Here is a 26,183-nt window from a genome sequence, read left to right as displayed (position 1 = left end):
CTGTCCGGCGGGCCGAGGGCATCCGGCCGATCGAGGCCGAGGCGCGACCCGGCTGTCGCTCCACCCCCATCAGCCCCAACTTCCCACGTTTTAAACATCCTTCGGTAACTGACCGGTTACGCACGGGACTCAGAAAGTCCCCGCACACCTCTCGTGGCGGCCGTGTGCCTTAAGCCACACTGGACAGCGGTGCCTGTGTTCTCGGAGCGCGGCCGGTCCACCCACAGTGGGCCTCTGACCCCCGCGGATCCGCTCATCGTGTACGGGACTGACGGCGGACCGGCCGCCCACGTCCCGCTGCCGCACACCCCCGATCCGGCAGCGATCACCCTGGAGGCCGCGCCCGTGCAGACCCAGACCCTGACCGAGACCGAGCTGGCGTCGGCGGTTCCGTCGCAGAGCCGCGCCGCGCACCACCCGGAGACGACGCCCGGGGCTCGCCCCGGGGCGGCCCCCGGGGCGAGCCCCGAGGCGGTCCGAGAGACCGTCACCGAGGACCCGGTGGACATCCCCGAGATCCCGGAACGCGTCGGTCCGCGTGGCAAGGCCGACAACGGAGGGCCCTCTTCCGACCTCTTCCGGCAGTATCTGCGGGAGATCGGCCGGATCAAACTGCTCACCGCCGTCGAGGAGGTGGACCTCGCGCGCCGCGTCGAGGCCGGACTCTTCGCCGAGGAGAAGCTCGGCTCCACGCCCGACCTGGACTCCCAGCTCGCGGTCGACCTCGACCGGCTCGTCGTGCTCGGCCGGATGGCCAAGCGCCGGCTCATCGAGGCGAATCTGCGGCTCGTCGTGTCCGTCGCCAAGCGCTACGTCGGCCGCGGACTGACCATGCTCGACCTCGTCCAGGAGGGGAACCTCGGCCTGATCCGGGCCGTGGAGAAGTTCGACTACGCGCGCGGCTACAAGTTCTCGACGTACGCGACGTGGTGGATCCGCCAGGCCATGTCCCGCGCGCTGGCCGACCAGGCACGTACGATCCGGGTCCCCGTCCATGTGGTCGAGCTGATCAACCGGGTCGTCCGCGTCCAGCGCCGGATGCTCCAGGAGCGCGGTTACGAGCCCACCCACGAAGAGGTCGCGGCACAGCTGGAGCTGACCGCCGAGCGGGTCGGCGAGGTCCTGCGGCTCGCCCAGGAACCCGTCTCCCTGCACGCGCCGGTGGGGGAGGAGGACGATGTCGCCTTCGGTGATCTGATCGAGGACGGCGACGCGGCCTCACCCGTGGAGTCGGCGGCGTTCCTGCTGCTCCGCGAGCATCTGGAGGCGGTCCTCTCCACGCTGGGCGAGCGCGAACGCAAGGTGGTCCAGCTCCGTTACGGCCTCGCGGACGGCCGCCCGCGCACACTGGAGGAGATCGGCCGGATCTTCGGGGTGACCCGGGAGCGGATCCGGCAGATCGAGTCCAAGACCCTGAGCAAACTCCGCGACCACGCGTTCGCGGACCAATTGCGCGGCTATCTGGACTGAGCGCGCCCCGCCCTCGCACACGCCGGACGGGCCACCCCGAGGCGGCCCGTCCGGTGATCGCGCGCCCTAGGGCGTGTTTTGAAAGTCCCGTCTGGCTCACGGCGTCTGGTACGCACGCTCGCCGCGTTGTCGGGTCGCCCGAGTACGCCCGGTACGAGGGCGATCCTCCGCCTTGCGATCGCACGCACCAGACGCCGTGAGCCCCGCCCTGCGGGCGGACGACGCCACTTTCAAAACACGCCCTAGTCCACCTCGGCGACCGCCTGCGCGAACTGCGCCGCGTACAGCCGCGCGTACGCGCCCTCCGCCGCCAACAGCCCCTCGTGCGTGCCCTGTTCGACGATCGAGCCGTTCTCCATCACCAGGATCACGTCCGCGTCCCTGATCGTGGAGAGCCGGTGCGCGATCACGAAGCTCGTCCGCCCGTGGGCCAGTTGAGCCATCGCCTTCTGGATCAGCACCTCCGTACGGGTGTCCACCGAGCTGGTCGCCTCGTCCAGCACCAGGATCACCGGGTCGGACAGGAACGCCCGCGCGATCGTGATGAGCTGCTTCTCGCCCGCGCTGACGCCCGATCCCTCGTCGTCGATCACGGTCTCGTACCCGTCGGGCAGCGTCCGGATGAAACGGTCCGCGTGGGCCGCCCGTGCCGCCTCCTCGATCTGCTCCCGGGTGACGTCGCGCGCGGCGCCGTACGCGATGTTCTCCGCGATCGTGCCGCCGAACAGCCACGTGTCCTGGAGGACCATGCCTATTCGGGAACGCAGGTCCTCACGCGACATGGTGGCGATGTCGATGTCGTCCAGACTGATCCGGCCGGCCGTCACCTCGTAGAACCGCATCAGCAGATTGACCAGCGTCGTCTTGCCCGCGCCCGTCGGACCGACGATCGCGACCGTCTGGCCCGGCTCGACCGACAGCGACAGATCCTCGATGAGCGGCTTCTCCGGCTCGTAGCGGAACGCCACGCCGTCCAGCGTCACCCCGCCCCGCAGCTCGTGCGGGCGCTCGGCCGAGGGAGCGTCCTTCTCCTGCTCGTCCGCGTCCAGCAGCTCGAATATCCGCTCCGCGGACGCGACCCCGGACTGGACGAGGTTGGCCATCGACGCCACCTGGGTCAGCGGCATCGAGAACTGGCGCGAGTACTGGATGAACGCCTGCACATCGCCGATGGACAGCGTCCCCGACGCGACGCGCAGCCCGCCGACGACCGCCACCAGCACATAGTTGAGGTTGGAGATGAAGAACATCAGCGGCTGCATGATCCCGCTGTTGTACTGGGCCTTGAAGCCCGCCTCGTACAGCGCGTCGTTCTGCTCCTTGAACGCCTGCGCCGACTCGTCCTGCCGCCCGAAGACCTTCACCAGGGCATGCCCCGTGTACATCTCCTCGACATGGGCGTTGAGCGTGCCCGTGGACTTCCACTGCGAGACGAAGTGCGGCTGTGAGCGCTTGCCGACCTTCGTCGCCACGAACACCGACAGCGGCACCGTCACCAGCGCGACCAGGGCCAGCAGCGGCGAGATCCACAGCATCATGCCCAGCACGCCGACGATCGTCAGCAGGGAGTTGATGAGCTGGCCCATCGTCTGCTGGAGCGTCTGCGAGATGTTGTCGACATCGTTCGTCGCCCGGCTCAGCACCTCGCCGCGCTGCTGACGGTCGAAGTACGACAGCGGCAGCCGCGACAGCTTGGCCTGTACCTCCTCACGCATCCGGTAGATGGTGAGGTTGATGACCCGGATGGAGAGGCGTGTCGAGACGAGCATCAGCAGCCCGGCCGCGACGTACACCGCCAGCGCCAGCAGCAGGACCCGGCCGACCGCGTCGAAGTCGATGCCCTGCCCCGGCGTGAAGTCCACCCCGGAGAGCAGGTCGGCGAGCCCGCCGTCGCCCTGGTCCCGCAGCCGCGCGACCGTCTCGTCCTTGCTGACACCCCCCGGCGTCTGACGACCGACGACCCCCGCGAAGATCAGGTCGGTCGCCGAGCCGAGAATCTTCGGGCCGACCACCGAGGCCGCCACGCTCAGCACACCCGCGGCGAGCATCCACCACAGGGTGACCTTCTCGCGCGCCAGCCGTCGCAGCAGCCGCTTGCTCGACCCCTTGAAATCCATCGACCGCTGCGAAGGAGCCCCCGCGCCGGCCGCCATCATGCGTCCACCAGGACCGCTCATCAGGCCGCCTCCGCCTCGGTCAGCTGGGAGAGCACGATCTCCCGGTACGTCTCGTTCTCCGCCATCAGCTCGTGATGACGCCCCTCGCCGACCACCCGGCCCTCGTCCATGACGATGATCCGGTCGGCGTCACGGATGGTCGACACCCGCTGGGCGACGATCACCACCGTCGCCTCGGCGGTCTCACGCGCCAGGGCGGCGCGCAGTGCCGCGTCCGTCGCGTAGTCCAGCGCGGAGAACGAGTCGTCGAAGAGATAGATCTCCGGCCGCTGCACCAGCGTGCGCGCGATGGCGAGCCGCTGGCGCTGCCCGCCGGAGACGTTCGTGCCGCCTTGCGCGACAGGCGCGTCCAGCCCGCCCTCCAGCCCGGTCACGAACTCCTTGGCCTGCGCGACATCGAGCGCGTGCCACAGGTCCTCGTCGGTCGCGTCCGGATTGCCGTACCGCAGATTCGTCGCCACCGTCCCCGAGAACAGATACGGCTTCTGCGGCACCAGACTGACCGTCTTGGCCAGCAGGGCCGGATCGAGACCCCGTACGTTCTCACCGTCCACCAGCACCTCGCCGGCGGTCGCGTCGACCAGCCGGGGCACCAGCCCGAGCAGGGTCGACTTGCCGCTGCCGGTCGAGCCGATGACGGCGGTCGTCTCGCCCGGTCTCGCGGTCAGTGACACCTCGCGCAGCACCGGCTCCTCGGCACCCGGGTAGCGGAACTCGGCTCCCCGCACCTCCAGATGACCGTGCCGGCGCAGCGTCCGCACCGGGTCCTTCGGCGGGACGACACTCGACCTGGTGTCCAGCACCTCCTCGATGCGCTCGGCACACACCTCGGCGCGCGGCACCATCATGAACATGAAGGTGGCCATCATCACGGCCATCACGATCTGCATGAGATACGCGAGGAACGCGGTCAGCGCGCCGATCTGCATCCCGCCGCTGTCGATACGGTGCGCGCCGAACCAGACGACGGCGACCGACGACACGTTCACGACGGTCATCACGACCGGGAACATCAGCGCCATCAGCCGGCCGGTCGCCAGCGACATCTCCGTGAGATCGGTGTTGGCGCCCTTGAACCGCTCCTTCTCGTACTCGTCGCGCACGAAGGCCCGGATGACGCGGTTGCCGGATATCTGCTCACGCAGCACCCGGTTCACGGTGTCGAGCCGCTCCTGCATGGTGCGGAACAGCGGGCGCATCCGCTTCACGATCAGCGACACCGAGACACCGAGGACCGGCACGACGCCGAGCAGCACCCCCGACAGCGGCACGTCCTGGCCGAGCGCCATGACGATGCCGCCGACGCACATGATCGGGGCCGACACCATCAGCGTGAACGACATCAGGACCAGCATCTGTACCTGCTGGACGTCGTTGGTCGTACGCGTGATCAGCGACGGTGCGCCGAACTGGCCGACCTCGCGCGCGGAGAAGCTCTGCACCCGGTCGAATATCGCGGCCCGCACGTCACGGCCGAGGGCCGACGCGGTGCGCGCGCCGTAGTAGACCGCGCCTATCTGGCCGAGGACCTGGAGGACGCTGACGGCGATCATGAGACCGCCGAACTCCATGATGTAACCCGTGTCCCCCTTCACGACACCGTTGTCGATGATGTCGGCGTTGAGGGTGGGCAGATAGAGGGAGGCGCAGGTCTGCAGGAACTGGAAAGCCACCAGCAGACCGATGGCCGTTCTGTAGGGGGCCAGATGGGTTCTGAGTAGTCGTAGCAGCACGTACTGTCTCTCGGGCTCGGCAAGATCGGGGGTCGGACCCATCCTGCGACACGCCGCCCGCCCGGACCCAAGGGTTTTCCACAAAGGACCGGTCAAGAACGACTGTCATACCGGAGCCCCTGGCTCCACCGCCCCGCGCCAGGCCCCCGCCTTACGCCCCCGGCGCCGGTGAGAACGCGCCCGGGTGGATCTGCTCCCGGGCCGCCGTGTACTGCTGGCGCACCGCGGCACCGACCGCCGCCTCCTCGCCCGGCTCGAAGATCTGGGCCGCCGCGCCACGCCACTCGGGCGGGCTGTGCGGGGACAGCGTGTTCTTCGATACGCCCAGCGCCCAGGCGGCCTGCCGGGCCGCGCCCAGCGCCGCGTAGTCGGCCGGCTCCGGCACCACGACCTGCGCCCCGAAGATCCCCGGCGCGCACGTCTGTACGGCGGGCAGCCCGGCCGCCGCGCCCAGCAGGAAGACCCGCCGCACCTCGACGCCGCGCCCGCGCACCACGTCCATCGCGTCGGCCAGCGAGCAGAGCATGCCCTCGAACGCGGCCCGCGCCAGATGCTCCGGCTTCATCGACTCCCGCCGCAACCCGGTCAACGTGCCCGCCGTGTGCGGAAGTTGGGGTGTCTTCTCGCCCTCCAGATAGGGCAGGAACACCAGCCCGGACGCGCCCGGCGTGGACTTGAGCGCCAGCGCGGACAGTTCCTCCAGGTCCTCGGTCCCGAGCAGCTCCGCCGTACCGCGCAGGGCCCGCACGGCGTTGAGCGTGTGGACGACCGGCAGATGCATCCCCGTCGCGTCGGCGAACGAGGTGATCATCCCGGAGGGATCCGCCAGCGCCTCGTGGTGCACGGTCATCACCGACCCGGAGGCGCCCAGCGAGACGACCGCGTCGCCGATCCCGACGCCGAGCCCGAAGGCGGCGGCCATGGTCTCGCCGGTACCCGCGGAGATCAGCAGCCCCTCGGGCGTGGTCCCGGCGGCCTCGGCGGGGCCGAGCACCTCCGGCAGCGCCGCCTGGTGACCGAGCGCGAGCTCCATCAGATCCGGCCGGTAGGCACCGGTGCGGGCGGACCAGAAACCGGAACCGGACGCCGCCCCCCGGTCCGTCGTCCGCCGCGCGGGCCGGCCGAGCAACTGCCACACCAGCCAGTCGTGCGGCTGGAGGATCATCACCGTACGCCGCGCCGCTTCCGGTTCGTTCCGCGCCAGCCAGCGGAGCTTCGCCAGCGGCTGACCGGACTGCGGCACCGACCCGACGGCCTCGGCCCAGGCCTGCCGCCCGCCGAGCGCGTCGATCAGATCCGCGGCGGCGACCTGCGCGCGCTTGTCGTTGCCGAGCATCGCGGGACGTACGAGATTGCCGCTCTGGTCCAGTGGCACGAGCCCGTGCTGCTGCGCGGAGACGCCGATGGCCTCAACACCCTCCAGCAGCCCGCCCCCCGCGGCCTCGCCGAGCGACAGCAGCCAGGCCTGCGGATCGACCTCGGTGGCCTTGGCCTCGACGGGATGCATCGCGTATCCCTGCCGCAGCACGGCACCCGTGTCCGCGTCACACACGATGATGCGCGTGGAACCCGACGAACTGTCCAACCCGGCGACTATTCCCATGGCACGATTCTGCCGCACGCGCGAGGCCGCGGCGGCGCCCGGGACCGACCGGGTGCGGGAGCCCGGGTGCCGCGGGTCAGGTGTTGGTGGTTCCCCAGTCGTCCTCACCGTTGTGGTTGCGTGAGCGCAGGGACCGGACGCGGTCGGCGACGGACTCGGGGACCTTCTCGCTCACCGAGTGGTACGCCTTGCCCGCGTACTCGCGCCCGGACAGGGCCGCGGTCTCAGCGGCGTTGCGCACGGCCGGGTTCTGCGAGATCCGGGTGGCGGACTTCTTGAGCTGCTCGTAGCGCTCGCGTCCGGCCTTCGTTCCGAGTACGTACCCGACAGCCAGTCCCGCGATGAACGTGAGGCGCCGCATGGCCTGCCACCCTTCGTTAGTTCGTTGGCATCGGACCTTGAGCCGTGACGTCCGCCTACCCCCCAGGCCCGAGATCACCCAGTGTGACCCGGCGGGATACCGATTGGCGGAGCACCCCCCTGCTTGCGCTAATGTATGTGTCGCAGCGGACGTCCGCCGCCCGGCAGAGCCGGAGCGGGTACGTTCGGTGCAAACGCAGCAATCCCCTGTAGCTCAATTGGCAGAGCAGCCGGCTGTTAACCGGCAGGTTACTGGTTCGAGTCCAGTCGGGGGAGCGCGATCTCCTGTAGCTCAATTGGCAGAGCATTCGGCTGTTAACCGGAGGGTTGCTGGTTCGAGTCCAGCCGGGAGAGCAAACGGGAAAGAGGACCCCTCGGGGTCCTCTTTCTTGTGCCCGCGGACTGCTCGCCGACGGTCCGGGGGCGGCTCGGCGAGGGCGCGTCGGTCAACTTCCGGGTGATCTTCGGGCTTCCTGGAACCGGTCGAGGCACGCTGAAGTCCTCATGGTCAGGCGTTGCCGACCATCCGAAGCAGGAGATCGTATGAGCGGCTATGCTGCGGCAGACGGCGCGCACAAATGTGCGCGACGCGCCGTTAGGGGCGGTAGCTCAGCCGGTTAGAGCAGCGGACTCATAATCCGTCGGCCGTGGGTTCGAGTCCCACCCGCCCCACCAGGCCGCCCTACGGCAGGTTCGTTCTCACCCGCGAGAAACAGGATGCATGTACCGGGGCCCTGAGCGTGGAGGACACGCCGGGCCCTTCCCGCTGCCCCCCTGTCGGCCCGAGGGGCGGCGGATCGTGGCGCCTTCTGTACGCCGGGCCCCGAGGTCCACTCGGACGTCGACGTCCTCCACCATGGTCACGCCGCCCGTTCTTCCTGGCTCGATGGCGGGATCACACGGGTACGGAGCACTGTCCGCAGCATCGCCGCTCCCGCCAGTACGGCGCAGAGGTGCGGCACCAGCGCGGCGGCGGGGTGTTCGGGCGGAAGGGCGCCGGCCGGGTCCGACAGTGCCAGGTACAGGGAGACGGGCGCCTTCCAGCCGCTCCACGCGAAGAGTGAGCCCGAGCCGATCCAGCAGATGACCAGGGCCGGCCGGCGGGGGAGCCGGGCGGGGCGGGCGCGGGCGAGCATCGTGGTGGCGGCCGCGGCGGCGAGCGCCCAGCCGCCCGAAAGACCGACCAGCACGTGCCAGTCGGTGTTCCGCTCGGCCGGGTGCGCGATTCCGGCCGTGCCGCCCAACGCCCAGTAGAGCCAGACCAGTCCGACCGCGCCGGCCACCACGGCGGCCCATGGAACCGCCGCGCGCGGGCTGTCGCCGAGCCTGCCGGTGAACGCGTCCGGCCAGCGGCGCCGCAGATACGCGGGGACCGCGAGGGTCAGCCCCAGCCCCATTCCCAGAAAGCTGAACTGGACCAGCGCGCCCTCCCAGACCGGCATCTCCGGGTCCTCACCGCCAGCGCCCCCGCGGAGCGCCCCGAACACGGCGAAGGGCAGGATCGAGACGAGGAAACCCGAGCCGACCCAGGCGCAGAACACGACCGGCGGCCCCGGGATCCGCATGCCCCACGGCCGTACCAGGGCAAGCGCCAGCGTGATCCCGATCGCGGCCATGCCGACGGTGACGGTGTTGAGGACCACCCACTCCGCCATGCCGAACCCGTCGCCGACGGGCAGCACCCCCGCGAGTGAGCCGACCACCCACGAGACCTTGATCAGCGCGTACGGCACCAGTGCCAGGGCCGCCCCGTAGGCCGCTCCCCGTCCGACCCGATCCCAGCGTTCCACCGGAGTTCCCCTTCCACCTGAATTCCCCTTGTGCCTGCGGGAATCCATCGTCGAAGGCCACCCGGACCGGCCACATCCGCCGCCGGCCCCATCCGTCTCCCCCGTCCGGCGGGGTCAGCCGGACTTCGCCTGGGCCGAGATGCCGCCGTCGACCGGCATCGCGGTCCCGGTGACGAAGGACGCGCGGTCGCTGCACAGCCACGCCGCCGCTTCGGCGATCTCGGCGGGATCCGCCATCCGCTTCTGGATCTGCGGAGCGATGAACGCCTGTTCCAGGACGGGCATTTGGCGTACCGCTTCCTCGATCATCTCGCTCCGGGTCGTGCCGACCACCAGCGCGTTGACCCGTATGCCCTGCTCGCCGTATTCGGACGCCGCGGCGCGGGTCATCCCCAGCACCGCGTGCTTGGCCGCCACGTACGGCACGGACGCGCCGGTCGCATAACGGCCCGCCGTACTGCTCGTGTTGACGATCGAGCCGCCCCTGCCGGAGGCGAGCATCACCGGCAACTGGTGCTTGAGACAGTTCCAGGTGCCCCGGACGTTCACGTCCATCGTGCGTTCGTAGACCTCGTCGGCCGTCTCGTGCAGCGAGGACTCCAGGGTCGCGTAACCGGCGTTGTTGAACGCGCAGTCCAGCCCTCCGAAGTGCTCGACCGCCGACTCGACCACGCGGCGTACGTCGTCGGAGACGGCCACATCGCCCGGTACGGCCAGTGCCCGCCCGCCCCGCTCGGTGATCTCCTCGACGACCGCCTTCAGCTTCTCCGTACGACGCGCCATCAGTACGACCGCGGCTCCCTCGGCCGCGAACAGCCTTGCCGCCGCCGCGCCTATGCCGCTCGACGCACCCGTGATCATCGCGACTCGCCCCGCCAGCAGACCCTGCCGGTCGCCGGCCCCCGTGTTCTCTCGGCTCATCCCGCGATCCTAGGCAGCGTGTCCGATCAGCGAAATGTCTTCACCATCACCTGCTCCCTGGTGACACCGTCCGACAGCACGTCACCGCGCTCCTCGGTGAGGACGAAGCCGTTGCGCAGATACAGGGAGACGGCGGCGGAGTTGCCCGGAATCACCGCGAGCCTCAGCGCCCTCGCACCCGACCGCCGGGCCCACGTCCCGACCGCCTCGATCAGTTGGTCGGAGACACCCAGGCCCCGTGCCCCGGGACCGACCCACACCGACCTCAGCTCGTACACGTCGTCGCCCCCGGGCAGGCCGCTCGCCATCCCCACGGTCCGGCCGTCCAGCGACGCGAGGACGTTGTACGCGCCGGGAGTCTCCAGCCGCGCCCGCCACCGCTCCTCCCCGCCCCGGTGCCAGTCACCGACGCGGGACTTGAAGGCGTGGGGCGCCTCGGTCAGAGCGGCGAGACGGGCCTCGCGCCACAGAGCCCAGTCGTTGGTCGTAAGCACTTGAAGACGCACCATGTCCTCCAGTCTGCCGAACCCGCTCCTGAAGTGACCATCGTCAGCGCATTCGCGGTGCGACAGAGGCTCCTGTGCCAGCAAAAGCAAGGCAAAGAGTCGGAAAACCTCGCAGATATGATTCCACGGCACGTCCGGGGGCATCACTCCGTCGCAGTCGCCGCACGTGCGCCGCTCGAAGGGGGAAATTCGATGGGCCGACTCAAGACGCCACCCGACGGCCCTCCCTCCGTATGTACGGCGGCGTTCGCCGTGCACGGTGAGGTCGGGCGCCCTGCCACACTGACCGTCGCCGATCTCCGGCAGGGGTGGGAGCAGCACCGCGCCGACGTGGTCTTCGAATGCGCGAGCAGCGGGCCGCGGCATCACACCTTCGAAGGGACCCTGCTGCGCGAGGTGGTCGCCGACGCGGCGCCGGACTTCGACGTGCGGCGCCGGCGGGACCGTTCCCGTTTCCTGCTGGCCGTCACTGGCGGGGACGGGCATCACACGGTGCTGTCCTGGGGCGAGATCGACCCCGACTTCGGTGCCGTGCCCGCCCTGCTCGCCACCACCCTCGACGGCGTGGCGCTGGATCTGGTGGCAGTCAGCTCGTCGTGCCGACCGACCGCTGCGGCGCGCGCTACATCAGCGCGATCACGAGCGTGTGGGTCGGGGCGCGCCTCGCCTCCGGGCTCGGCCGAGCATGACCGCCGCCCTTGGTTGTTCCTCCGACGCGCACCGCATCTGCCATGGCTAATCGCCTCAAACATTGCAAATGCGAGGCCATCGGCCTATCTTTCCGCGCATGCAGTCCTACACAATCGGTCAGGCGGCGCGCCTTCTCGGCGTCAGCACCGACACCGCCCGGCGGTGGGCCGACGCCGGCCGGGTCGCCACCCACCGCGACGACAGCGGCCGACGGCTCATCGACGGCCGCGACCTGGCCGCGTTCTCGATCGAGGTCGGCCAGGGCGGCGGCAACGGCGAGGAGGAGGTGCCGTACAGCTCGGCACGCAACGCCTTCCCCGGCATCGTCACCGCGGTCAAACTCGGCGACGTCGCGGCCCAGGTCGAGATCCAGGCCGGCCCGCACCGGCTCGTGTCACTCCTGACCAGGGAGGCCGTCGAGGAGTTGGGCCTGGAGGTCGGGATGCAGGCCACCGCCCGCGTGAAGTCGACCAGCGTGCACATCGACCGCGTCTGAGCCGCTCAGCACGTCCAGCGCAGCATCTGGGCCCAGCCTTCGAGCCCAGTCTCCGAGCACGCCCCGAGTCCAGTCACCGCGTCAGCCTTCGCGTTCAGCCTTCACCAGGGAGTCTTGAACCCTCATGTCCCTCAGCTCCAGAACCGCCGCCGTACGCCGTACCGCGGCCGCCGCGCTCGCGGCGGCCCTGCTCGCCACGCTGGCCGCGTGCGGCGACAGCGACAGCGACGGTGACGACAGCGACACCGGTGCCAAGTCCACCGAGTCGGCCACCGGCGCGCCGAAGGCCGACCTGACCGTTCTCGCCGCGTCCTCGCTCACCGACGTCTTCAAGACGGCGGGCGCCGCGTACGAGAAGGAGAACCCCGGCACCAAGGTGACGTTCTCCTTCGCCGGCTCGCAGGAACTCGCCGCACAGGTCCAACAGGGCGCCCCCGCCGACGCGTTGGTCACCGCGGACACCAAGACGATGGACGGTCTGAAGGCCGACACCGGAACGCCGACCGTCATCGCCAAGAACCGTCTCGTCATCGCCACCGGGGAGGGCAACCCGGAGAAGATCGAGAATCTCAAGGACCTCGCGGACACCAACCTCAAGGTCGTCCTCGCGGCGCCCGAGGTCCCCGTCGGCCGGTACGGCGAACAGGTTCTGGACGCGCAGAAGATCGAGGTCAAGCCGGTCTCCGAGGAGCCGAACGTCCGCGCCGTCCTCAGCAAGGTCGAGCTCGGCGAGGCCGACGCCGGGATCGTCTACAAGACGGACGCCGCCACCGCCACGGACAAGGTGGACGCGATCGAGATCCCCGACGCGCAGAACGCCGTCGCCGAATACCCGGCCGCCACACTCAAGACGTCCGAACACGCCGAAGCGGCGGCCGCGTTCGTCGCATGGCTCAGCACCCCCGAGGCGCAGAAGCTCCTCCAGGACGCGGGCTTCCAGCAGCCGTAACCGTCAACTCGCGTGCGAGCGGGCGGTCCAGCGCGGGCGCCGGCCATGGAGCCCGCCGGTCCGGACCGCCGACTCGCACGCCAACTCGCCCGTGGCCCAGGCCATTTCCCCCTCGCGCGGCAGATGCCACGAACCGCAGGAGACCGCGAAGGACCCGCAGGAGCCCGATGAGCCGCCTCAGCATTCCCCGCCGGGCCCCGGGCCGCACCCGTATCCCCGTCGCGCTCGCCGTCCCCGCGCTGCTCGCCGTCGCCTTCCTGCTCCTGCCGCTCATCGGTATCCTCGCCCGCACCTCCTGGGGCGAGGTAGGTACCCATCTGACCAGCCCCGGAGTCGTCGAGGCGCTGGAACTCTCCCTTCTCGCCTCCGGCTGGGCACTCGTGCTCTCCCTCGTCCTCGGGGTGCCGCTCGCCTGGCTGCTGGCGCGCGTGGACTTCCCCGGCAAGGTGCTGGTGCGTTCCCTGGTACTGCTGCCTATGGTGCTGCCGCCCACCGTGGGCGGCGTCGCGCTGCTCCTCGGGTTCGGGCGGCGCGGGCTCCTCGGCCCCTGGCTGGAGGACACGTTCGGCATCACCCTGCCGTTCCACACCTCGGGCGCCGTCCTGGCGGCGACGTTCGTCGCCATGCCGTTCCTCGTCATCAGCCTCGAAGGCGCGCTGGGCGGACTGCGCCCCAGCTACGAGGAGACCGCCGCGTCCCTCGGAGCCTCGCCGGTACGGGTGTTCGCCACCGTCACCCTGCCGATGGTCGCACCGGGGCTGCTCGCCGGGGCGGCGCTGACCTGGGCGCGGGCGCTCGGCGAGTTCGGCGCGACCATCACCTTCGCGGGGAATCTGCCGGGTACCACACAGACGCTGCCGCTCCAGGTGTATCTGCTGCTCCAGAGTTCGCCGGAGGCGGCGACATCCGTCTCCCTGCTGCTGCTCGTCATCGCGATGGCCGTGCTGATCGCGTTGCGCGGACGGTGGACGGGCACCCCGCAGGACACCAAGGACGCCACCAACAGACTCCGGAAGCACGCCACTTCGGCGGACCACGAGACGGCATCGGAGGTCCCCCCGGGGGCGGAGGTGCCGGCCGTCGGTCCCGCGAAAGGAGACGGCGAGCGGCTGGCCGTCGACGAGCGGTGGGCGCTGCACGCCGACGTCACCGGCTTCACCCGCCTCACGCTCGACGCCGAACCGGGCACCACCATCGCCGTCGTCGGTCCCAACGGCGCGGGCAAGACCACCCTCCTGCGCGCCCTCCTCGGACTGACCCCGCGCGCCCACGCCGAACTGCGCCTCGGCGCGCTCGACGTGACCGCGCTCCCGCCGCACCGCAGGGGCGTCGCCTGGGTGCCCCAGGACGGCGCGCTCTTCCCGCACCTGAGCGCCCTGAGCAACACGGCGTACGGGCTCCGCGCCCACGGCGCCACCCGCGCCGAGGCCCGCCGGACCGCCCAACTCTGGCTCGACCGGCTGGGCGTGGGCCATCTCGCCCACCGCAGGCCCGCCCAGGTCTCCGGCGGCCAGGCCCAACGGGTCGCACTGGCAAGGGCGTTGGCGACGAGCCCGCGCCTGCTGCTGCTCGACGAGCCGCTGGCCGCGCTCGACCAGACGACCCGCGCGCGGGTACGGCACACCTTGCGCAGCCACCTCGAAGGCTTCGGCGGAGTCTGTCTGATGGTCACTCACGACCCGGTGGAAGCGGTGTCGTTGGCCGACCGGGTGCTCGTCCTGGACGAAGGCCGTGTCGTCCAGGACGCACCTCCCGCCGACGTCACCCGCCACCCCCGTTCGCCGTGGGTGGCCCGGATGCTCGGCCGGAACGCCTGGCCCGGCACCGCGACCGCCGACGGGCTCGCACTCACCGGCGGCGGCCTCCTGGTCGTCGCGGATCCGCTGCCCCCCGGGACGCGCGCGCTGGCGATCATCGCGCCCGAGGCGGTGTCCGTGCACCGCGACCGGCCCAGCGGCAGCGCGCGTAACGTCTGGCCCGGCACCGTGCGCGAGATCACCTCCAGCGGCAGCCGGCTGCGCGTGCTGATCACGTCGGAAGAGGCCCCGGACCTGGTGGCCGAGATCACCCCGGGGGCCGCCGTCGAGCTCGGGCTGGCCGACGGGGTGCCGGTCTGGACGAGTGTGAAGGCGACGGAGGCCACGGTCGTGGCTCTCTGACACCGCTTCCCCGCCTCGCGGAGCCGTGCCGCGCGCTCCCGGCACCGGCCCGTCGGCCGCCCGGAGGCGCGGCGTAATCTGCGGGCACGTCCTCAGGGTCTGTCGTCTGGATCGGACCCTCACTCTCAGGAGCACGATGTCCGCCGCCGTACCTCCCCGCGTCCTCTATGTCACCGACCTCGCCTACGAGGCCAAGGGCCGCCGCTACTGCGACGAGGACATCCTGTTCTCCTCCCGGCTGCGGCGGGACTTCACCGTCGCCACGTGCCATCAGGCGGACGCCGCCCGCCTGATGGGCGAGTTCGACGGGGTCGTCGTACGCAACAGCGGGCCGGTGATCCGCTACCGGAAGCAGTACGACGACTTCCGGGACCGGGCGCTGGCCGAGGGCGTGCGCGTCTACAACCCGCTGACCGGGCGCGGCGACATGGCGGGCAAGCAGTATCTGGTGGAGCTGAGCGCCGCCGGGCTGCCGGTCATCCCCACCGTCGACCGGGCCCAGGACCTGGGCCGGCTGCCGGACGCGGACGAGTACGTCGTCAAGCCGAAGGACGGGGCCGACTCGATAGGCATGCGGTTCGTGCCGCGCGACCGGCTCGCCGGACTCGGCGGTCCGGGCGGGCCCGGCGGCGGTCTCGGGGACGTCCTCGTACAGCCGCGTATCCCCTTCTCGTACGAGGTCTCCTTCTACTTCGTCGATCACGACTTCCAGTACGCGCTCCACGCACCCGACCCGGACCGGCGGTGGGAGCTCGTGCCGTACGAGGCCAGGGCCGTCGATCTCGACTTCGCGCGGAAGTTCATCGACTGGAACACCCTCGACCACGGCATACAGCGGGTCGACGCGTGCCGGGCGCCGGACGGGGAGCTGCTGCTCGTGGAGCTGGAGGACCTCAATCCGTTCCTGTCGCTGGAACTGCTGGACGAGACGACCCGCGACGCGTTCATCGCACGGACGGTGGTCTCGCTGCGCGCGCTGCTGAGCTGAGCCGAGGCGACCCGACCCGACCCGACCCGACCCGACCCGGGCCGAGCCGACCCGGGCCGACCCGAGCGGGCCGGGCGGCGCTCAGCCCTTCACGGCTTCCGTACGGGCCTCAGCCGCCAGAGCGACGTGACCTCCGCCGCCCGCGCCGCGTGCAGCGGGTCGGCGGAGTCGGCCGCGCGTGGATGGCGCGGCTTCGTGTCGGCCCTGTCCACGACGCGCAGGCCCGCGGCCCCGATTCCCGACAGCAGTTCGTCCCGCGTCCGCAGACCGAGGTGTTCGGCGAGGTCGGACAGGACGAGCCAGCCCTCCCCGCCGGGTTCGAGATGGCTCGCGAGCCCGTCCAGGAACTCGCAAAGCATGCTGCCGTCCGGGTCGTAGACGCCCTGCTCGATCGCCGAGGTCGGTCGCGCGGGAATCCACGGCGGGTTGCAGACGATCAGGTCGGCGCGGCCCTCCGGGTACAGGCGCGGGCCGACGATCTCGACCTTCTCCGCGAAGCCCAGCGCACGGACGTTCTCCTCGGCGCAGACGAGGGCGCGGGGGTTGATGTCGGTGGCCACGACACGGTCGAGTCCGCGTCCGGCCAGGACGGCGGCGAGCACACCGGTGCCCGTTCCGAGGTCGAAGGCGACAAGGGGTCTCGCCGACGGGTGCCGGCTCAGGGGCACCTGTGCGACGAGGTCGACGTACTCCCCTCTGACCGGGGAGAACACACCGTAGTGAGGATGGACGCGAGCGCCGAGAGCCGGCACCTCCACACCCTTGTCGCGCCACTGCCGCGCGCCGATCACGCCCAGCAGTTCGCTGAGCGCGACCACACGGCGGCCGGACGGCGGGCCGTACGCCTGCGCGCACGCGAGGCGGACGTCGGGAGCCCTGCGCAGCGCCAGGGAGTGGTCGTCCTCAAGAGTGACGAGCAGCGTGCCGAGCAGGCCGGCGCGACGGCCGCGCGCCCGGCGGTGCAGACGGAACGACTCGGCCGGGCCGGCGCCCGGCCGGGCGGTCTCGCGTTCGACGCGGCGGCTCATCGCCGACAGCAGTTGTCTCGCGTTGTGGAAGTCGCCCCGCCAGAGCAGGGCGGTGCCCTCGCGGGCCAGCCGGCAGGCGGTGGCGGCCTTCATCCGGTCGTCGGCGACGACGATCCGTTCCGGTGCCGGGGCCCCGCTCTCGGAGTGCCACTCGGCGGTGTGAACGGTCTGGACGGCGGGGACGGCGAGGACGGCGGGGACGGTGTCGACCGTGCGTCGGGCGCGGTCGCCTTCGGTCCAGCGGATCGTGGGCATCAGGGACTCCTCGTGATCGAACGTGCGGAGGCACGAAGAGCACTTCGACGAGGAGCGTGAGAAACGGCCCGTACCGCGGGTGACGGCGCGGGCGCGAGTGAGAGGCAGTCGGTGGGGCCGGTCTACCGCTCCCGCTTCGAAGCGCGGGAGGAGATGTCGCCGAGAACCATGCCGAGGGTCATGATCAGGCCTTTCCGATAGATGCCACCGGAGAGTCGCACAGTCTCTCCCCGCCCGGCAAACGGCGGCGGTCCGCACCCGGGAGCAGGGGGAGCCCGGGACCGGGGCCCTCGGCGTCGGCTGCGCGTTACGACGGCGTTTCCCGTAATCCCCGCGAATTTGTTCAGTCACACAACACTGTCCGAAAGGTGGGCAGTTGCCGGTGCCGTACCCCGCAAGATCGTGCATGGAACGGGGCAGGCCAAGGCCGGTCTACGCGGGGCGAGTTCGCTCTCGCGCGCATACGAGGGCTTCCGTCAGGATGGCCAAATCCAATTTTGACACGACCTTGACAAATTAAATCGGCGTTGCCAGCATGCAACTCGCTCGGACTACGGACATGGCCTCCGGGCCAACACACGGCTCCCCCCCAACCCCCCCCCGCACCGCACCATCCGCCCAGCAGCAAAGCGCGACGGCGCGCGCCTTGCCTGACATACCCCACCTCTGGTCAGGAAGGAAATTTCATGTCACGACGCCCACCAGCGTGGTCCAGAATTTTCACGGCGCTCGCCCTCGTGCTGTCGGCCGGTCTCACCGCCGCCCCCGCGGCCGTCGCCCACCCCGGTCACCCGGGCCACGAGGCCGCCGAGATCCCGGCATCGGACTACCAGCAGGTGCAACTCGCCCTCGGTGGCTCCGAACTGGGCGAGGCCATGTCGCTGGCCGTCCTGCCCGACCGCTCGGTCGTGCACACCTCGCGGGACGGCACGGTCCGCCTGACGGACGCCGAGGGCAACACCAAGACGTCGGGGAAGCTCGACGTCTACACGCACGACGAGGAAGGTCTCCAGGGAGTCGCGGCCGACCCGGACTTCCAGACCAACCGGTATCTGTACCTGTACTACTCGCCCAAGCTCAACACCCCGGGCGGCGACGCCCCGGTGACCGGCAGCGCGGCCGACTTCGAGGCGTGGAAGGGGCATCTGAACCTCTCCCGCTTCACGCTCAAGGCCGACGGCACCCTCGACGCCGCGAGCGAGAAGGTCGTACTCGAAGTCCCCAACGACCGTGGCCAGTGCTGCCACGTCGGCGGTGACATCGACTTCGACGCGCAGGGCAACCTCTACCTCACGACGGGCGACGACACGAACCCGTTCGAGTCCGCCGGCTACTCGCCGATCGACGAACGCGCCAACCGCAACCCGCAGTTCGACGCCCAGCGCTCCTCGGGCAACACCAACGACCTGCGTGGCAAGGTGCTCCGGATCAAGCCCACGGCCGACGGCGGCTACACCGTCCCGTCCGGCAACCTCTTCGCCCCGGGCACCGCGCAGACGCGTCCCGAGATCTACGCGATGGGCTTCCGCAACCCCTTCCGGATGTCCGTCGACAAGGCCACCGGCATCGTCTACCTCGGTGACTACGGCCCCGACTCCGGCTCCACGAGCGCCGACCGAGGCCCCAGCGGCCAGGTCGAGTTCAACCGCATCACCGAGGCCGGCAACTTCGGCTGGCCGTACTGCACCGGCACCAACACCGCCACCGAGACCTACGGCGAGTGGGCGTTCCCGGACGGCCCCTCCGCCGGCAAGTACGACTGCGCGGGCGGCGCCACCAACAACTCCCTCCACAACACCGGCCAGAGCAAGCTCCCCCCGGCCAAGGCCGCGTGGATCCGCTACTCCGGTGACGCGGGCTCCCCGCCCGAGTTCGGCGGCGGCTCCGAGTCGCCCATGGGCGGCCCCGTCTACAACTACGACGCGGGCCTCGACTCCGCCGTGAAGTTCCCCGAGTCGCTCGACGGCCGCTTCTTCGCCGGTGAGTACGGCCGTAAGTGGATCAAGGCCATCGAGGTCAAGGCCGACGGTACGCCCGGCGTCATCGAGGCCTTCCCGTGGACCGGCACCCAGGTGATGGACCAGGCATTCGGCCCGGACGGCGCGCTGTACGTCCTCGACTACGGCACCGGCTCCAACAACCAGGCCCTGTACCGCATCGAGTACCTCGCCGGCAGCAACCGCAACCCGGTCGCCAAGGCCGCGGCCGACAGGACGTCCGGCCCGACGCCGCTCGAAGTCGCCTTCTCCTCCGCGGGAAGCGCCGACCCCGAGGGCGGAGCACTCAGCTACGCCTGGGACTTCGGCGACGGCACCACGTCCACGGCCGCCAACCCGAGCCACACCTACACCGAGGCCGGCACCTACCGGCCGACCCTCACCGTCACCGACCCGGAGGGCCTGACGGGCTCCGCCAGCCTCGTGGTCACGGCGGGCAACACCGCGCCCACCGTCACCCTGAACACACCCACCGACGGGGAGCTGTTCTCCTGGGGCGACAGCGTCCCGTTCACCGTGACGGCCAGTGACCCCGAGGACGGCGAGATCGACTGCGCCAAGGTCAAGGTGACCTATCTCCTCGGCCACGACGAGCACCAGCACCAGATCACCTCGGAGAACGGCTGCACCGGCACCATCGACGTCCCCGTCGACGGTGAGCACGACACCGCCGCCAACATCTACGGGGTCTTCGACGCCGAGTACACCGACGAGGGCGGCCTGACCACGCACAAGCAGAGCGTCCTCCAGCCCCGGCACCGGCAGGGCGAGCACTTCTCCGCCATGTCCGGCATCGAGGAGGCGGCCCACGGCAACGCCGAGGGCGGCGCGACGGTCGGCTTCACCGACAACGGCGACTGGGTCTCCTTCAAGCCGTACGCACTCGACAACGCGACCAGTGTCTCGGCGCGCGTCGCGTCCGGCGGCGTCGGCGGCAGCCTCGAAATACGCGCGGGCTCCGCGACCGGCACCCTGCTGGGCACGCTGAACGTGGCGCCGACGGGCGGCTGGGAGAACTTCGTCGACGTCACAGGGGACATCTCCAACGCCCCTGGTGGGACGACCGAGTTGTTCCTCGTCTTCAAGGGCGCGACGGGTCAGGGCAACCTGTTCGACCTGGACGCCTTCACCTTCGCCACCGGTTCGGCGGCCAAGGGGGCCGAGCGATGAGACGTCAGATCGCCCGGCGCATGCGGCACTTGTCCTGCGTGCTGGCCGTCGCGCTCGGGGCCGCGTTCCTCGCGCCCACCGGCGCCTCGGCGCAGGCGGCGGCGGACCCGTACGAGGTGCTGGTCTTCTCCAAGACGGCCGGTTTCAGGCACGATTCGATCCCGGTCGGCATCCAGACGATCCAAGACCTCGGCGCCGACAACGAGTTCACCGTCACGGCGACCGAGGACAGCGGAGTCTTCACCACGGACAACCTCGCCGACTACGAGGCGGTGGTCTTCCTCAGCACCACCGGCGACGTGCTCAACGACGCGCAGCAGTCCGCGCTCAAGTCGTACGTCGACGGGGGCGGCGGCTACGTCGGTGTCCACGCCGCGGCCGACACCGAGTACGGCTGGCCCGAGTACGAGGGCCTGGTCGGCGCCTGGTTCAAGAGCCACCCGGCGATCCAGCAGGCCACGATCGAGAACGAGGACCGGACCCACCCGGCCACCTCGCATCTGGCCCCGACCTGGTCCAGGACCGACGAGTGGTACAACTACCGCACCAACCCGCGTGAGAGCGTCCATGTGCTCCAGAGCCTGGACGAATCCACGTACAGCGGTGGGGAGATGGGCGACGACCACCCGATCACCTGGTGCGACGAGCAGGCCGCGGGCCGGTCGTTCTACACCGGGCTGGGCCACACCCAGGAGTCGTACGCCGATCCCGCCTTCCGGCAGGTACTGCTCGGCGGCATCCAGTACGCGGCCGGCGCGGTCGACGCCGACTGCTCGTCCGGCGGCGAGGACCCGGGCGACCCGGACCCGCAGCCGGAGACGGTGGAGGGCGAGGCGTACACCTCGGGCTCGGGCGTGGAGCGCGCGAACCACGGCTCGGCCAGCGGCGGCCAGACCCTCGGTCACATCGAGAACGGTGACTGGGCCGGGTACTCGCAGGTCGACACCGCCGGCGCCACCACGTTCACCGCCGACGTCTCGTCGGCGGGCGCGGGCGGCACGGTCGAGATCCGCTCCGGCTCGGCCACCGGCACGCTGCTCGGCTCGGTCGGCATCGCCCCGACGGGCAGCTGGGACACCTTCACCGAGGTCTCCACGACGCTGACCGCCGCCGGGACGGGCGCGCTGTTCCTGCGCTTCACCGGGGGAGCGGGCGCGCTCTTCGACATCGACAGCTTCAGCCTGTCGGGCGCGGCCGAGGACCCCAAGGCCGCGAGCTCGTCAAACGTGCACCTCTTCTACTACCCCTGGTACGGCAACCCCGAGGTCAACGGCAGCTGGCGGCACTGGCAGCAGGGCGGCCAGAACCCGCCCGAGGACGTCGGCGCCGACCTCTACCCCAAGCTCGGGGCGTACGACTCCGGTGACTTCACCGGCGCCGTCGAACAGCACATGAAGTGGATCAAGCAGTCCGGCGCGAACGTCCTGGTCTACAGCTGGTGGGGCCAGGGCAGTTACGAGGACGGTCTGGTCGACGGTGTGATGGACGCGGCCCAGCGCCACGGCATCAAGGTCGCCTGGCATCTGGAGCCGTACAGCGGCCGGACCGGTGCGTCCACGGTGGACGACATCAACTACATCAACGATCAGTACGGCGACCACCCGGCGTACTTCCGGGACGCCGAGCGCAACAACAGCAACGCGTTCTACGTCTTCCAGAGCCTGGACGTGCCCGACTGGTCGGCCCTGGACCAGGTGACGGAGAACAACATCGTCCTGGCCCAGACCACCGACACGTCGAAGATCGCGCACTTCAACGGGATCTACACGTACGACGGCATCGCCGGGGCCACCGCCCCCGGCTGGAAGAACGCCGGAGACTACGCGGCGGCCAACGACCTGGTCTGGGCGCCCTCGGTGGCCCCCGGCTACATCGACGACCGTGCCGTACCCGGCAACACGACGCCCACCCTGGGCAGGGACAACGGCGCCGCGTACGACAAGCAGTGGAACAACGCGCTGGACCCGGCCATCGGCGGATCGCCCACCTGGGTCTCCGTCACCTCCTTCAACGAGTGGCACGAGGGAAGCTCGATCGAACCCGCGTCGAGCAACCCGCCGGCCGGGCACGGCTACCAGACCTTCTCGGGCGCGTACGGGAAGACCGGGGCGGACGCCGAGACGGCGTATCTGGACCGGACGCAGTACTGGGTGAACCAGTTCGAGGCGGCGCGAGCGGCCAAGCTGCGGTGAGAGCGGCCCGTGCCGGGTGAGGGTCAACCCCGGTCCGGGCGATGAAGCAGCGGGCCCGGTACGGCGAACTCGCCGTACCGGGCCTCCTGTTGTGGCCATACGGGCGTATGCGTACGGGCTACCGCTCCGCCTCCCAGGTCACCGTCGTACCGCCCTCGCCCCCGTCGTCGCGCTCCCCGTCGTCCGAGACGACGAGGCGCACCCCGTCCCGGCCGTTGGGCAGTCGCGCCACCGCGTCGACGGCCACCTCGATCGACGTCACCCCCTCCCGCCGGTGCGCGGCGGCCAGCGCGCCACGCAGCGCGGTCAGCAGCCCCGCGTGCAGCGGATCCCCCACAAGGGTGTCGACCGCCCCGTTGAAGTGCACGGACGGCTGGAAACCCAGCAGGACGGCCGCGCCCGCCGTCTCGCGCAGCACCTTGCCGCGCAGGCCCGTCGGGGCGTCGGCGGGCGGCTGCTGGAGGGCGAAGATCGTGGTCCGTACCTCCTGGATCGTGGAGTCCAGCTCGTCCACGGCGTGGCCGAGCAGGTCGGACAGCTCCGCGCCGTCCGTGCGCCGGCGGGTCGACTCCAGCATCATCTCGGTGGCGAACAGCCGCTGTACGACGAGGTCGTGCAGGTCGCGGGCGATCCGGTCGCGGTCCTCGTAGACCGCCAGCCGCTCGCGGTTGTGCTGCGCGTCGGCCAGCAGCAGCGCGAGGGCGGCCTGGGAGGCGAACTGCGTGGCCAGCATTCGGTCCACGGGGGTGTACGGGCGTCCGCCGCGCCTGCGCGGGAGGGCGAGTGTGCCGATGAGGCGCCCGCCGCTCTGGAGGGGCAGCATCATGCTGGGGCCGAAGCGGGTCCGTACATGGGTGGTCATCCGGGGGTCGGTCGCCGAGTCGTCGATGTAGACCGGTTCGCCGCCGAGGAGTTGGGTCAGTACGGGCGAGCCGGGCGCGATGGTCGTACCCACGAAGTCGCCGGGGTCGTCCAGCGCGGAGGCGGCGACGATCTCCATACCGCCGTCGTCGGTGGGCTGGAGAATCACTCCGGCGGCTGCGCCGGCCAGGATCCGCGCGGAGTTCGCGAGCGTCGTCAGCGCGTCCGCCGCGCTCTCGCCGCCGAGCAGCGCGGTCGTGACGGCTGCGGCGCCCTCGATCCACCGGGCGCGCTGGCGGGCGGTCCCGTACAGGCGCGCGTTGCCGATCGCGATGCCTGCCTGCGAGGCGAGCACCCGGAGCAGGGCGAGATCCTCCTCGGTGAAGGGGCCGTGCTGCTTGCGGGCCAGACAGAGATACCCGAGTACGTCGTTGTGCACCCGCACGGGGACGCCGAGGCTGAGGGTGCTGCCGGGGTTGCCGAGCAGTCCGGTGTGTCCGGTGGGGAGCCGGGTGATGCGACGGCGCTCGTCCTCGCTGAGCCCGTAGGAGAACAGCTCGGCGATCCGGCTCCGTCCGCGCTCGGGGCCCCGGCCGTGGGCGGGCCCGGCGAGAGCGAGCGCGCCGTAACGCGCGGCGGTGAGATCGGCGGCGCTGTCGACGACGTGCTGAAGGGTGGAGGCGAGTTCCCCCTCGCTCCCGACGTCGAGAACGGCGTCCAGCAGCATGGGCAACCGCGGCGCGACCCGCGACGCCCGGTCACCTGCCTGCCGCTCCTGCGACCCGTCGCCGACGTCCCGGCGCTCCCCCTCCGACGGGCCGTCGTCCGTCGTCACGTCACTCGGCGTGGACCAGCGGGTTCAGGATCAGGGGCTGGATCTTGCCGTCCAGCATCGCGCCGAGGCCGAGGATCGCGCAGACGTCCGGGCGCTCGGCGATGTGCACCGGCATGCCCGTCGCGTCGCGCAGCATCTGGTCGAGGCCCGGGAGCAGTGCGCTGCCGCCGACCATCATGATCCCCGTGTCGGCGAGGTCGGCGACCAGGTCCGGCGGGCAGTCGCGCAGCACCTTGCCGATGCCGTCGAGCACGGCGGTCAGCGGTGTGTGGATGGCCTGCCGTACGGCGGCGGTGTCCACCACGACCGACCGGGCGAGCCCCGTCGCCACGTCGCGGCCGTGGATCTCCGTCGACGTGGGCCCGTCCGAGGTGATGCCGTTGCCGCGCAGCGCCAGCTGGAGCGGCCGGACGGACTGGCTCGGCAGCATCAACTCGTGCTGGTGGCGCAGGTGCTGGATGACCGCGTGGTCGATCGCGTTGCCGCCGACCGGGATCCGCTGGGCCGTCACGATCGAACCGAGCGACAACACCGCGACCTGCGTCGTCGCCGCCCCGCACACCATGATCATGGTGGCGGTCGGCTTCTCCACGGGCAGCCCGCAGCCGACGGCCGCCGCGATGAGCGTGTCGACCAGCTCGACCCGGCGGGCACCGAGACCGACCAGCGTCTCGACCGCCGCGCGCTGGGCGAGGGGGTCGCTGTCGTGCGGGGTGCACGCCGCCGCCCGCAGCCGGGGCTTGCGGCGCAGCTGGCGGCGGAGCTTCTCGCCGAGGAGATGGCGGAGCATCCGCTGGGCCATGTCGATGTCCACGACGGTGCCGCCGGTCACGGGGCGGACGACACGGATGTAGTCCGGCGTACGGCCCGTCATCTGTTCGGCCAGCGCGCCGACGGCGATGAGCGCGCCGCTCCGGGTGTTCACCGCGGCGACACTCGGCTCGTCCACGACCAGCCCGGATCCCTTCACAAAGACGCGGGTCCTGGCGGCCCCGAGGTCGACGGCGACATGGCAACGGCGCAACTGCTCAAGGCTGACGGTCACGGCGGGTTCTTCTCCCGGGAGCGCTGAGGTGTATCACCGGCAGGCCGCCGGTCCTCTTCGCATCGTGGCCGCGGGAGAGGCGGTGCGCGCGCTGGGCTGCGCCGGTCGGGCGTACCGGGGCGCCGGTGCAGACCCTAGGGCCTGTCGTTTGGATCTTGCCGGGCTCGCGGTCCCTGGCACGCGCGCTCGCCGCGTTGTCGTCGGTCGGCATGGCTCCGCCATGCCTCCCTCCTCCGCCTTGCGATCGCACGCACCAGACCCCGCTCCCTGATCCGGCCTGATCCAAACGACAGACCCTAGGCGTCCCGCGCCGCCGGCAACCAGCGCTGGAGCAGGCCCCAGGTGAACTCAGCCACGCACGGCCCGGTCCCCGGCACGTCGAACGCGAGCCCCCAGCGGGTCGGCGCAGTCCCCTCCATCGGCCTGGCCGGGGCGAACGCGCGGGCGACCTCGTCGACCGTGCAGGACCAGGGGCGCAGGTCCTCCGCCGTACGCAGCTCAGGACCCGGCTCGCCCGGCGCCCGGACCAGCCACTCGTTCCACACGCCGCCACCCGGCGCCGCCGTCACCTCGAAGCGGAGCGCGGGCCAGAGCGGCACGGGCCACAGCAGCACCTCGCACGTCAGATCGCCGATCTGCCGGGGGAACACCGTCTCCGGCATGCCCAGCACCGAGCGGTAGCGCGACAGCGTGCCACGGGCGCGCGGCGAGCGGACCATCGCCTGCCAGCGGCGGTTGGCCTCCCGCATCTCGGAGAGCGAGGCGCCCAGTTCGCGACGCGCGTCCTCGACCAGTTCTGGCTGGTGGTCGGCCATCCGGCGCAGCAGTACGAGCTGGAAGTCGCGCGGCCCGAACGGTCGGGAGCGACCGCCGGCTCCGGCTGATGTCGTGGCATTCATAGCGACATCGTGTCCCTTCGGGGCAGGTCGGGCGGCAAAATCACAGAACGGCCAACTCC

General features: G+C 70.9%; 18 protein-coding genes, 3 tRNA genes and 1 pseudogene. 11 read left to right on the top strand and 11 right to left on the bottom strand.

Translation table 11 applies throughout. From position 1 onward, the window contains the following. Window positions 1-189 precede the first annotated feature (189 nt). The gene (locus IEY79_RS16375) at window positions 190-1,470 is read left to right on the top strand and encodes an RNA polymerase sigma factor (protein WP_189108219.1); all 1,281 of its coding nucleotides are present in this window, start codon (window positions 190-192) and stop codon (window positions 1,468-1,470) included. A 242-nt stretch (window positions 1,471-1,712) separates the two neighbouring features. Here the strand turns inward: IEY79_RS16375 and IEY79_RS16370 are convergent, their stop codons facing one another. The 4 genes from IEY79_RS16370 to IEY79_RS16355 form a co-directional block, all read right to left on the bottom strand. Continuing rightward, a complete protein-coding gene (locus tag IEY79_RS16370) occupies window positions 1,713-3,647 on the bottom strand; it encodes an ABC transporter ATP-binding protein (RefSeq protein ID WP_189108218.1) in 1,935 nt (644 codons plus the stop codon). Continuing rightward, window positions 3,647-5,380 (bottom strand): ABC transporter ATP-binding protein, encoded by a 1,734-nt coding sequence (locus IEY79_RS16365; protein WP_189108217.1) that lies wholly within the window; start codon window positions 5,378-5,380, stop codon window positions 3,647-3,649. Before IEY79_RS16365 ends, IEY79_RS16370 begins: the two co-directional genes overlap by 1 nt. Window positions 5,381-5,531: 151 nt before the next feature. Next, window positions 5,532-6,983, bottom strand: coding sequence for an FGGY family carbohydrate kinase (locus IEY79_RS16360; protein WP_189108216.1), 1,452 nt, complete (start codon window positions 6,981-6,983; stop codon window positions 5,532-5,534). Between the two features lie 76 nt (window positions 6,984-7,059). Further along, a complete protein-coding gene (locus tag IEY79_RS16355; RefSeq protein WP_189108215.1) occupies window positions 7,060-7,344 on the bottom strand; it encodes a YtxH domain-containing protein in 285 nt (94 codons plus the stop codon). Between the two features lie 202 nt (window positions 7,345-7,546). Here IEY79_RS16355 and IEY79_RS16350 point away from each other — a divergent pair. The 3 genes from IEY79_RS16350 to IEY79_RS16340 all read left to right on the top strand — a co-directional run bounded on the left by IEY79_RS16350 (window position 7,547) and on the right by IEY79_RS16340 (window position 8,018). Next, window positions 7,547-7,619: transfer RNA gene (locus IEY79_RS16350), tRNA-Asn, on the top strand. Window positions 7,620-7,624: 5 nt separating this feature from the next. After that, window positions 7,625-7,697 (top strand) — tRNA-Asn (locus IEY79_RS16345). Window positions 7,698-7,941: 244 nt separating this feature from the next. Further along, window positions 7,942-8,018 (top strand) — tRNA-Ile (locus IEY79_RS16340). 185 nt (window positions 8,019-8,203) lie between these two features. Here the strand turns inward: IEY79_RS16340 and IEY79_RS16335 are convergent. The 3 genes from IEY79_RS16335 to IEY79_RS16325 form a co-directional block, all read right to left on the bottom strand. Continuing rightward, window positions 8,204-9,133 (bottom strand): hypothetical protein, encoded by a 930-nt coding sequence (locus tag IEY79_RS16335; RefSeq protein ID WP_189108214.1) that lies wholly within the window; start codon window positions 9,131-9,133, stop codon window positions 8,204-8,206. Between the two features lie 114 nt (window positions 9,134-9,247). Beyond that, window positions 9,248-10,054, bottom strand: coding sequence for an SDR family NAD(P)-dependent oxidoreductase (locus IEY79_RS16330; RefSeq protein ID WP_189108213.1), 807 nt, complete (start codon window positions 10,052-10,054; stop codon window positions 9,248-9,250). A 26-nt stretch (window positions 10,055-10,080) separates the two neighbouring features. Beyond that, window positions 10,081-10,563, bottom strand: a complete 483-nt coding sequence (locus IEY79_RS16325) for a GNAT family N-acetyltransferase (protein WP_189108212.1) — start codon at window positions 10,561-10,563, stop codon at window positions 10,081-10,083. Between the two features lie 189 nt (window positions 10,564-10,752). On the opposite strand from IEY79_RS16325, the pseudogene IEY79_RS37375 reads away from it, so the two are divergent. The 5 genes and pseudogenes from IEY79_RS37375 (at window position 10,753) to IEY79_RS16305 (ending at window position 15,842) form a co-directional block, all read left to right on the top strand. Then, window positions 10,753-11,249 (top strand): annotated as a pseudogene (locus tag IEY79_RS37375) (molybdopterin-dependent oxidoreductase). 98 nt (window positions 11,250-11,347) lie between these two features. Further along, window positions 11,348-11,746 carry a TOBE domain-containing protein gene (locus IEY79_RS16320; protein ID WP_189108211.1) on the top strand — a complete coding sequence of 133 codons (399 nt, stop codon included), beginning with the start codon at window positions 11,348-11,350 and terminating at the stop codon, window positions 11,744-11,746. Between the two features lie 124 nt (window positions 11,747-11,870). Then, the gene (gene modA / locus IEY79_RS16315) at window positions 11,871-12,695 is read left to right on the top strand and encodes a molybdate ABC transporter substrate-binding protein (RefSeq protein WP_189108210.1); all 825 of its coding nucleotides are present in this window, start codon (window positions 11,871-11,873) and stop codon (window positions 12,693-12,695) included. 167 nt (window positions 12,696-12,862) lie between these two features. Next, complete coding sequence (locus IEY79_RS16310; protein WP_189108209.1) at window positions 12,863-14,854, top strand: ABC transporter permease; 1,992 nt, start codon at window positions 12,863-12,865, stop codon at window positions 14,852-14,854. Between the two features lie 136 nt (window positions 14,855-14,990). Next, window positions 14,991-15,842: an ATP-grasp domain-containing protein gene (locus IEY79_RS16305; protein WP_189108208.1), complete on the top strand. Its 852-nt coding sequence runs from the start codon at window positions 14,991-14,993 to the stop codon at window positions 15,840-15,842. An 89-nt stretch (window positions 15,843-15,931) separates the two neighbouring features. Here the strand turns inward: IEY79_RS16305 and IEY79_RS16300 are convergent, their stop codons facing one another. Next, window positions 15,932-17,125 (bottom strand): methyltransferase, encoded by a 1,194-nt coding sequence (locus IEY79_RS16300; protein WP_189108207.1) that lies wholly within the window; start codon window positions 17,123-17,125, stop codon window positions 15,932-15,934. A gap of 686 nt (window positions 17,126-17,811) precedes the next feature. On the opposite strand from IEY79_RS16300, the gene IEY79_RS16295 reads away from it, so the two are divergent. Beyond that, window positions 17,812-20,292 carry a PQQ-dependent sugar dehydrogenase gene (locus IEY79_RS16295; RefSeq protein ID WP_189108206.1) on the top strand — a complete coding sequence of 827 codons (2,481 nt, stop codon included), beginning with the start codon at window positions 17,812-17,814 and terminating at the stop codon, window positions 20,290-20,292. Further along, a complete protein-coding gene (locus IEY79_RS16290; RefSeq protein ID WP_189108205.1) occupies window positions 20,289-22,484 on the top strand; it encodes a glycoside hydrolase family 99 protein in 2,196 nt (731 codons plus the stop codon). Before IEY79_RS16295 ends, IEY79_RS16290 begins: the two co-directional genes overlap by 4 nt. Before the next feature lie 118 nt (window positions 22,485-22,602). Here the strand turns inward: IEY79_RS16290 and IEY79_RS16285 are convergent, their stop codons facing one another. The 3 genes from IEY79_RS16285 to IEY79_RS16275 all read right to left on the bottom strand — a co-directional run bounded on the left by IEY79_RS16285 (window position 22,603) and on the right by IEY79_RS16275 (window position 26,124). Beyond that, on the bottom strand, window positions 22,603-24,072 hold the full coding sequence (locus IEY79_RS16285) for a sensor histidine kinase (protein ID WP_189108326.1): 1,470 nt from the start codon (window positions 24,070-24,072) through the stop codon (window positions 22,603-22,605). A gap of 109 nt (window positions 24,073-24,181) precedes the next feature. Next, a complete protein-coding gene (locus IEY79_RS16280; RefSeq protein WP_189108204.1) occupies window positions 24,182-25,225 on the bottom strand; it encodes a rod shape-determining protein in 1,044 nt (347 codons plus the stop codon). A gap of 296 nt (window positions 25,226-25,521) precedes the next feature. Then, window positions 25,522-26,124 (bottom strand): hypothetical protein, encoded by a 603-nt coding sequence (locus IEY79_RS16275; protein WP_189108203.1) that lies wholly within the window; start codon window positions 26,122-26,124, stop codon window positions 25,522-25,524. Between the last annotated feature and the right edge of the window lie 59 nt (window positions 26,125-26,183).

The sequence above is a fragment of the Streptomyces camponoticapitis genome (assembly GCF_014646115.1).
Taxonomy (GTDB): Bacteria; Actinomycetota; Actinomycetes; order Streptomycetales; family Streptomycetaceae; genus Streptomyces; species Streptomyces camponoticapitis.
Note: the sequence above shows the minus strand (reverse complement) of the source record. Positions and strands in the feature narration are given on the sequence as shown.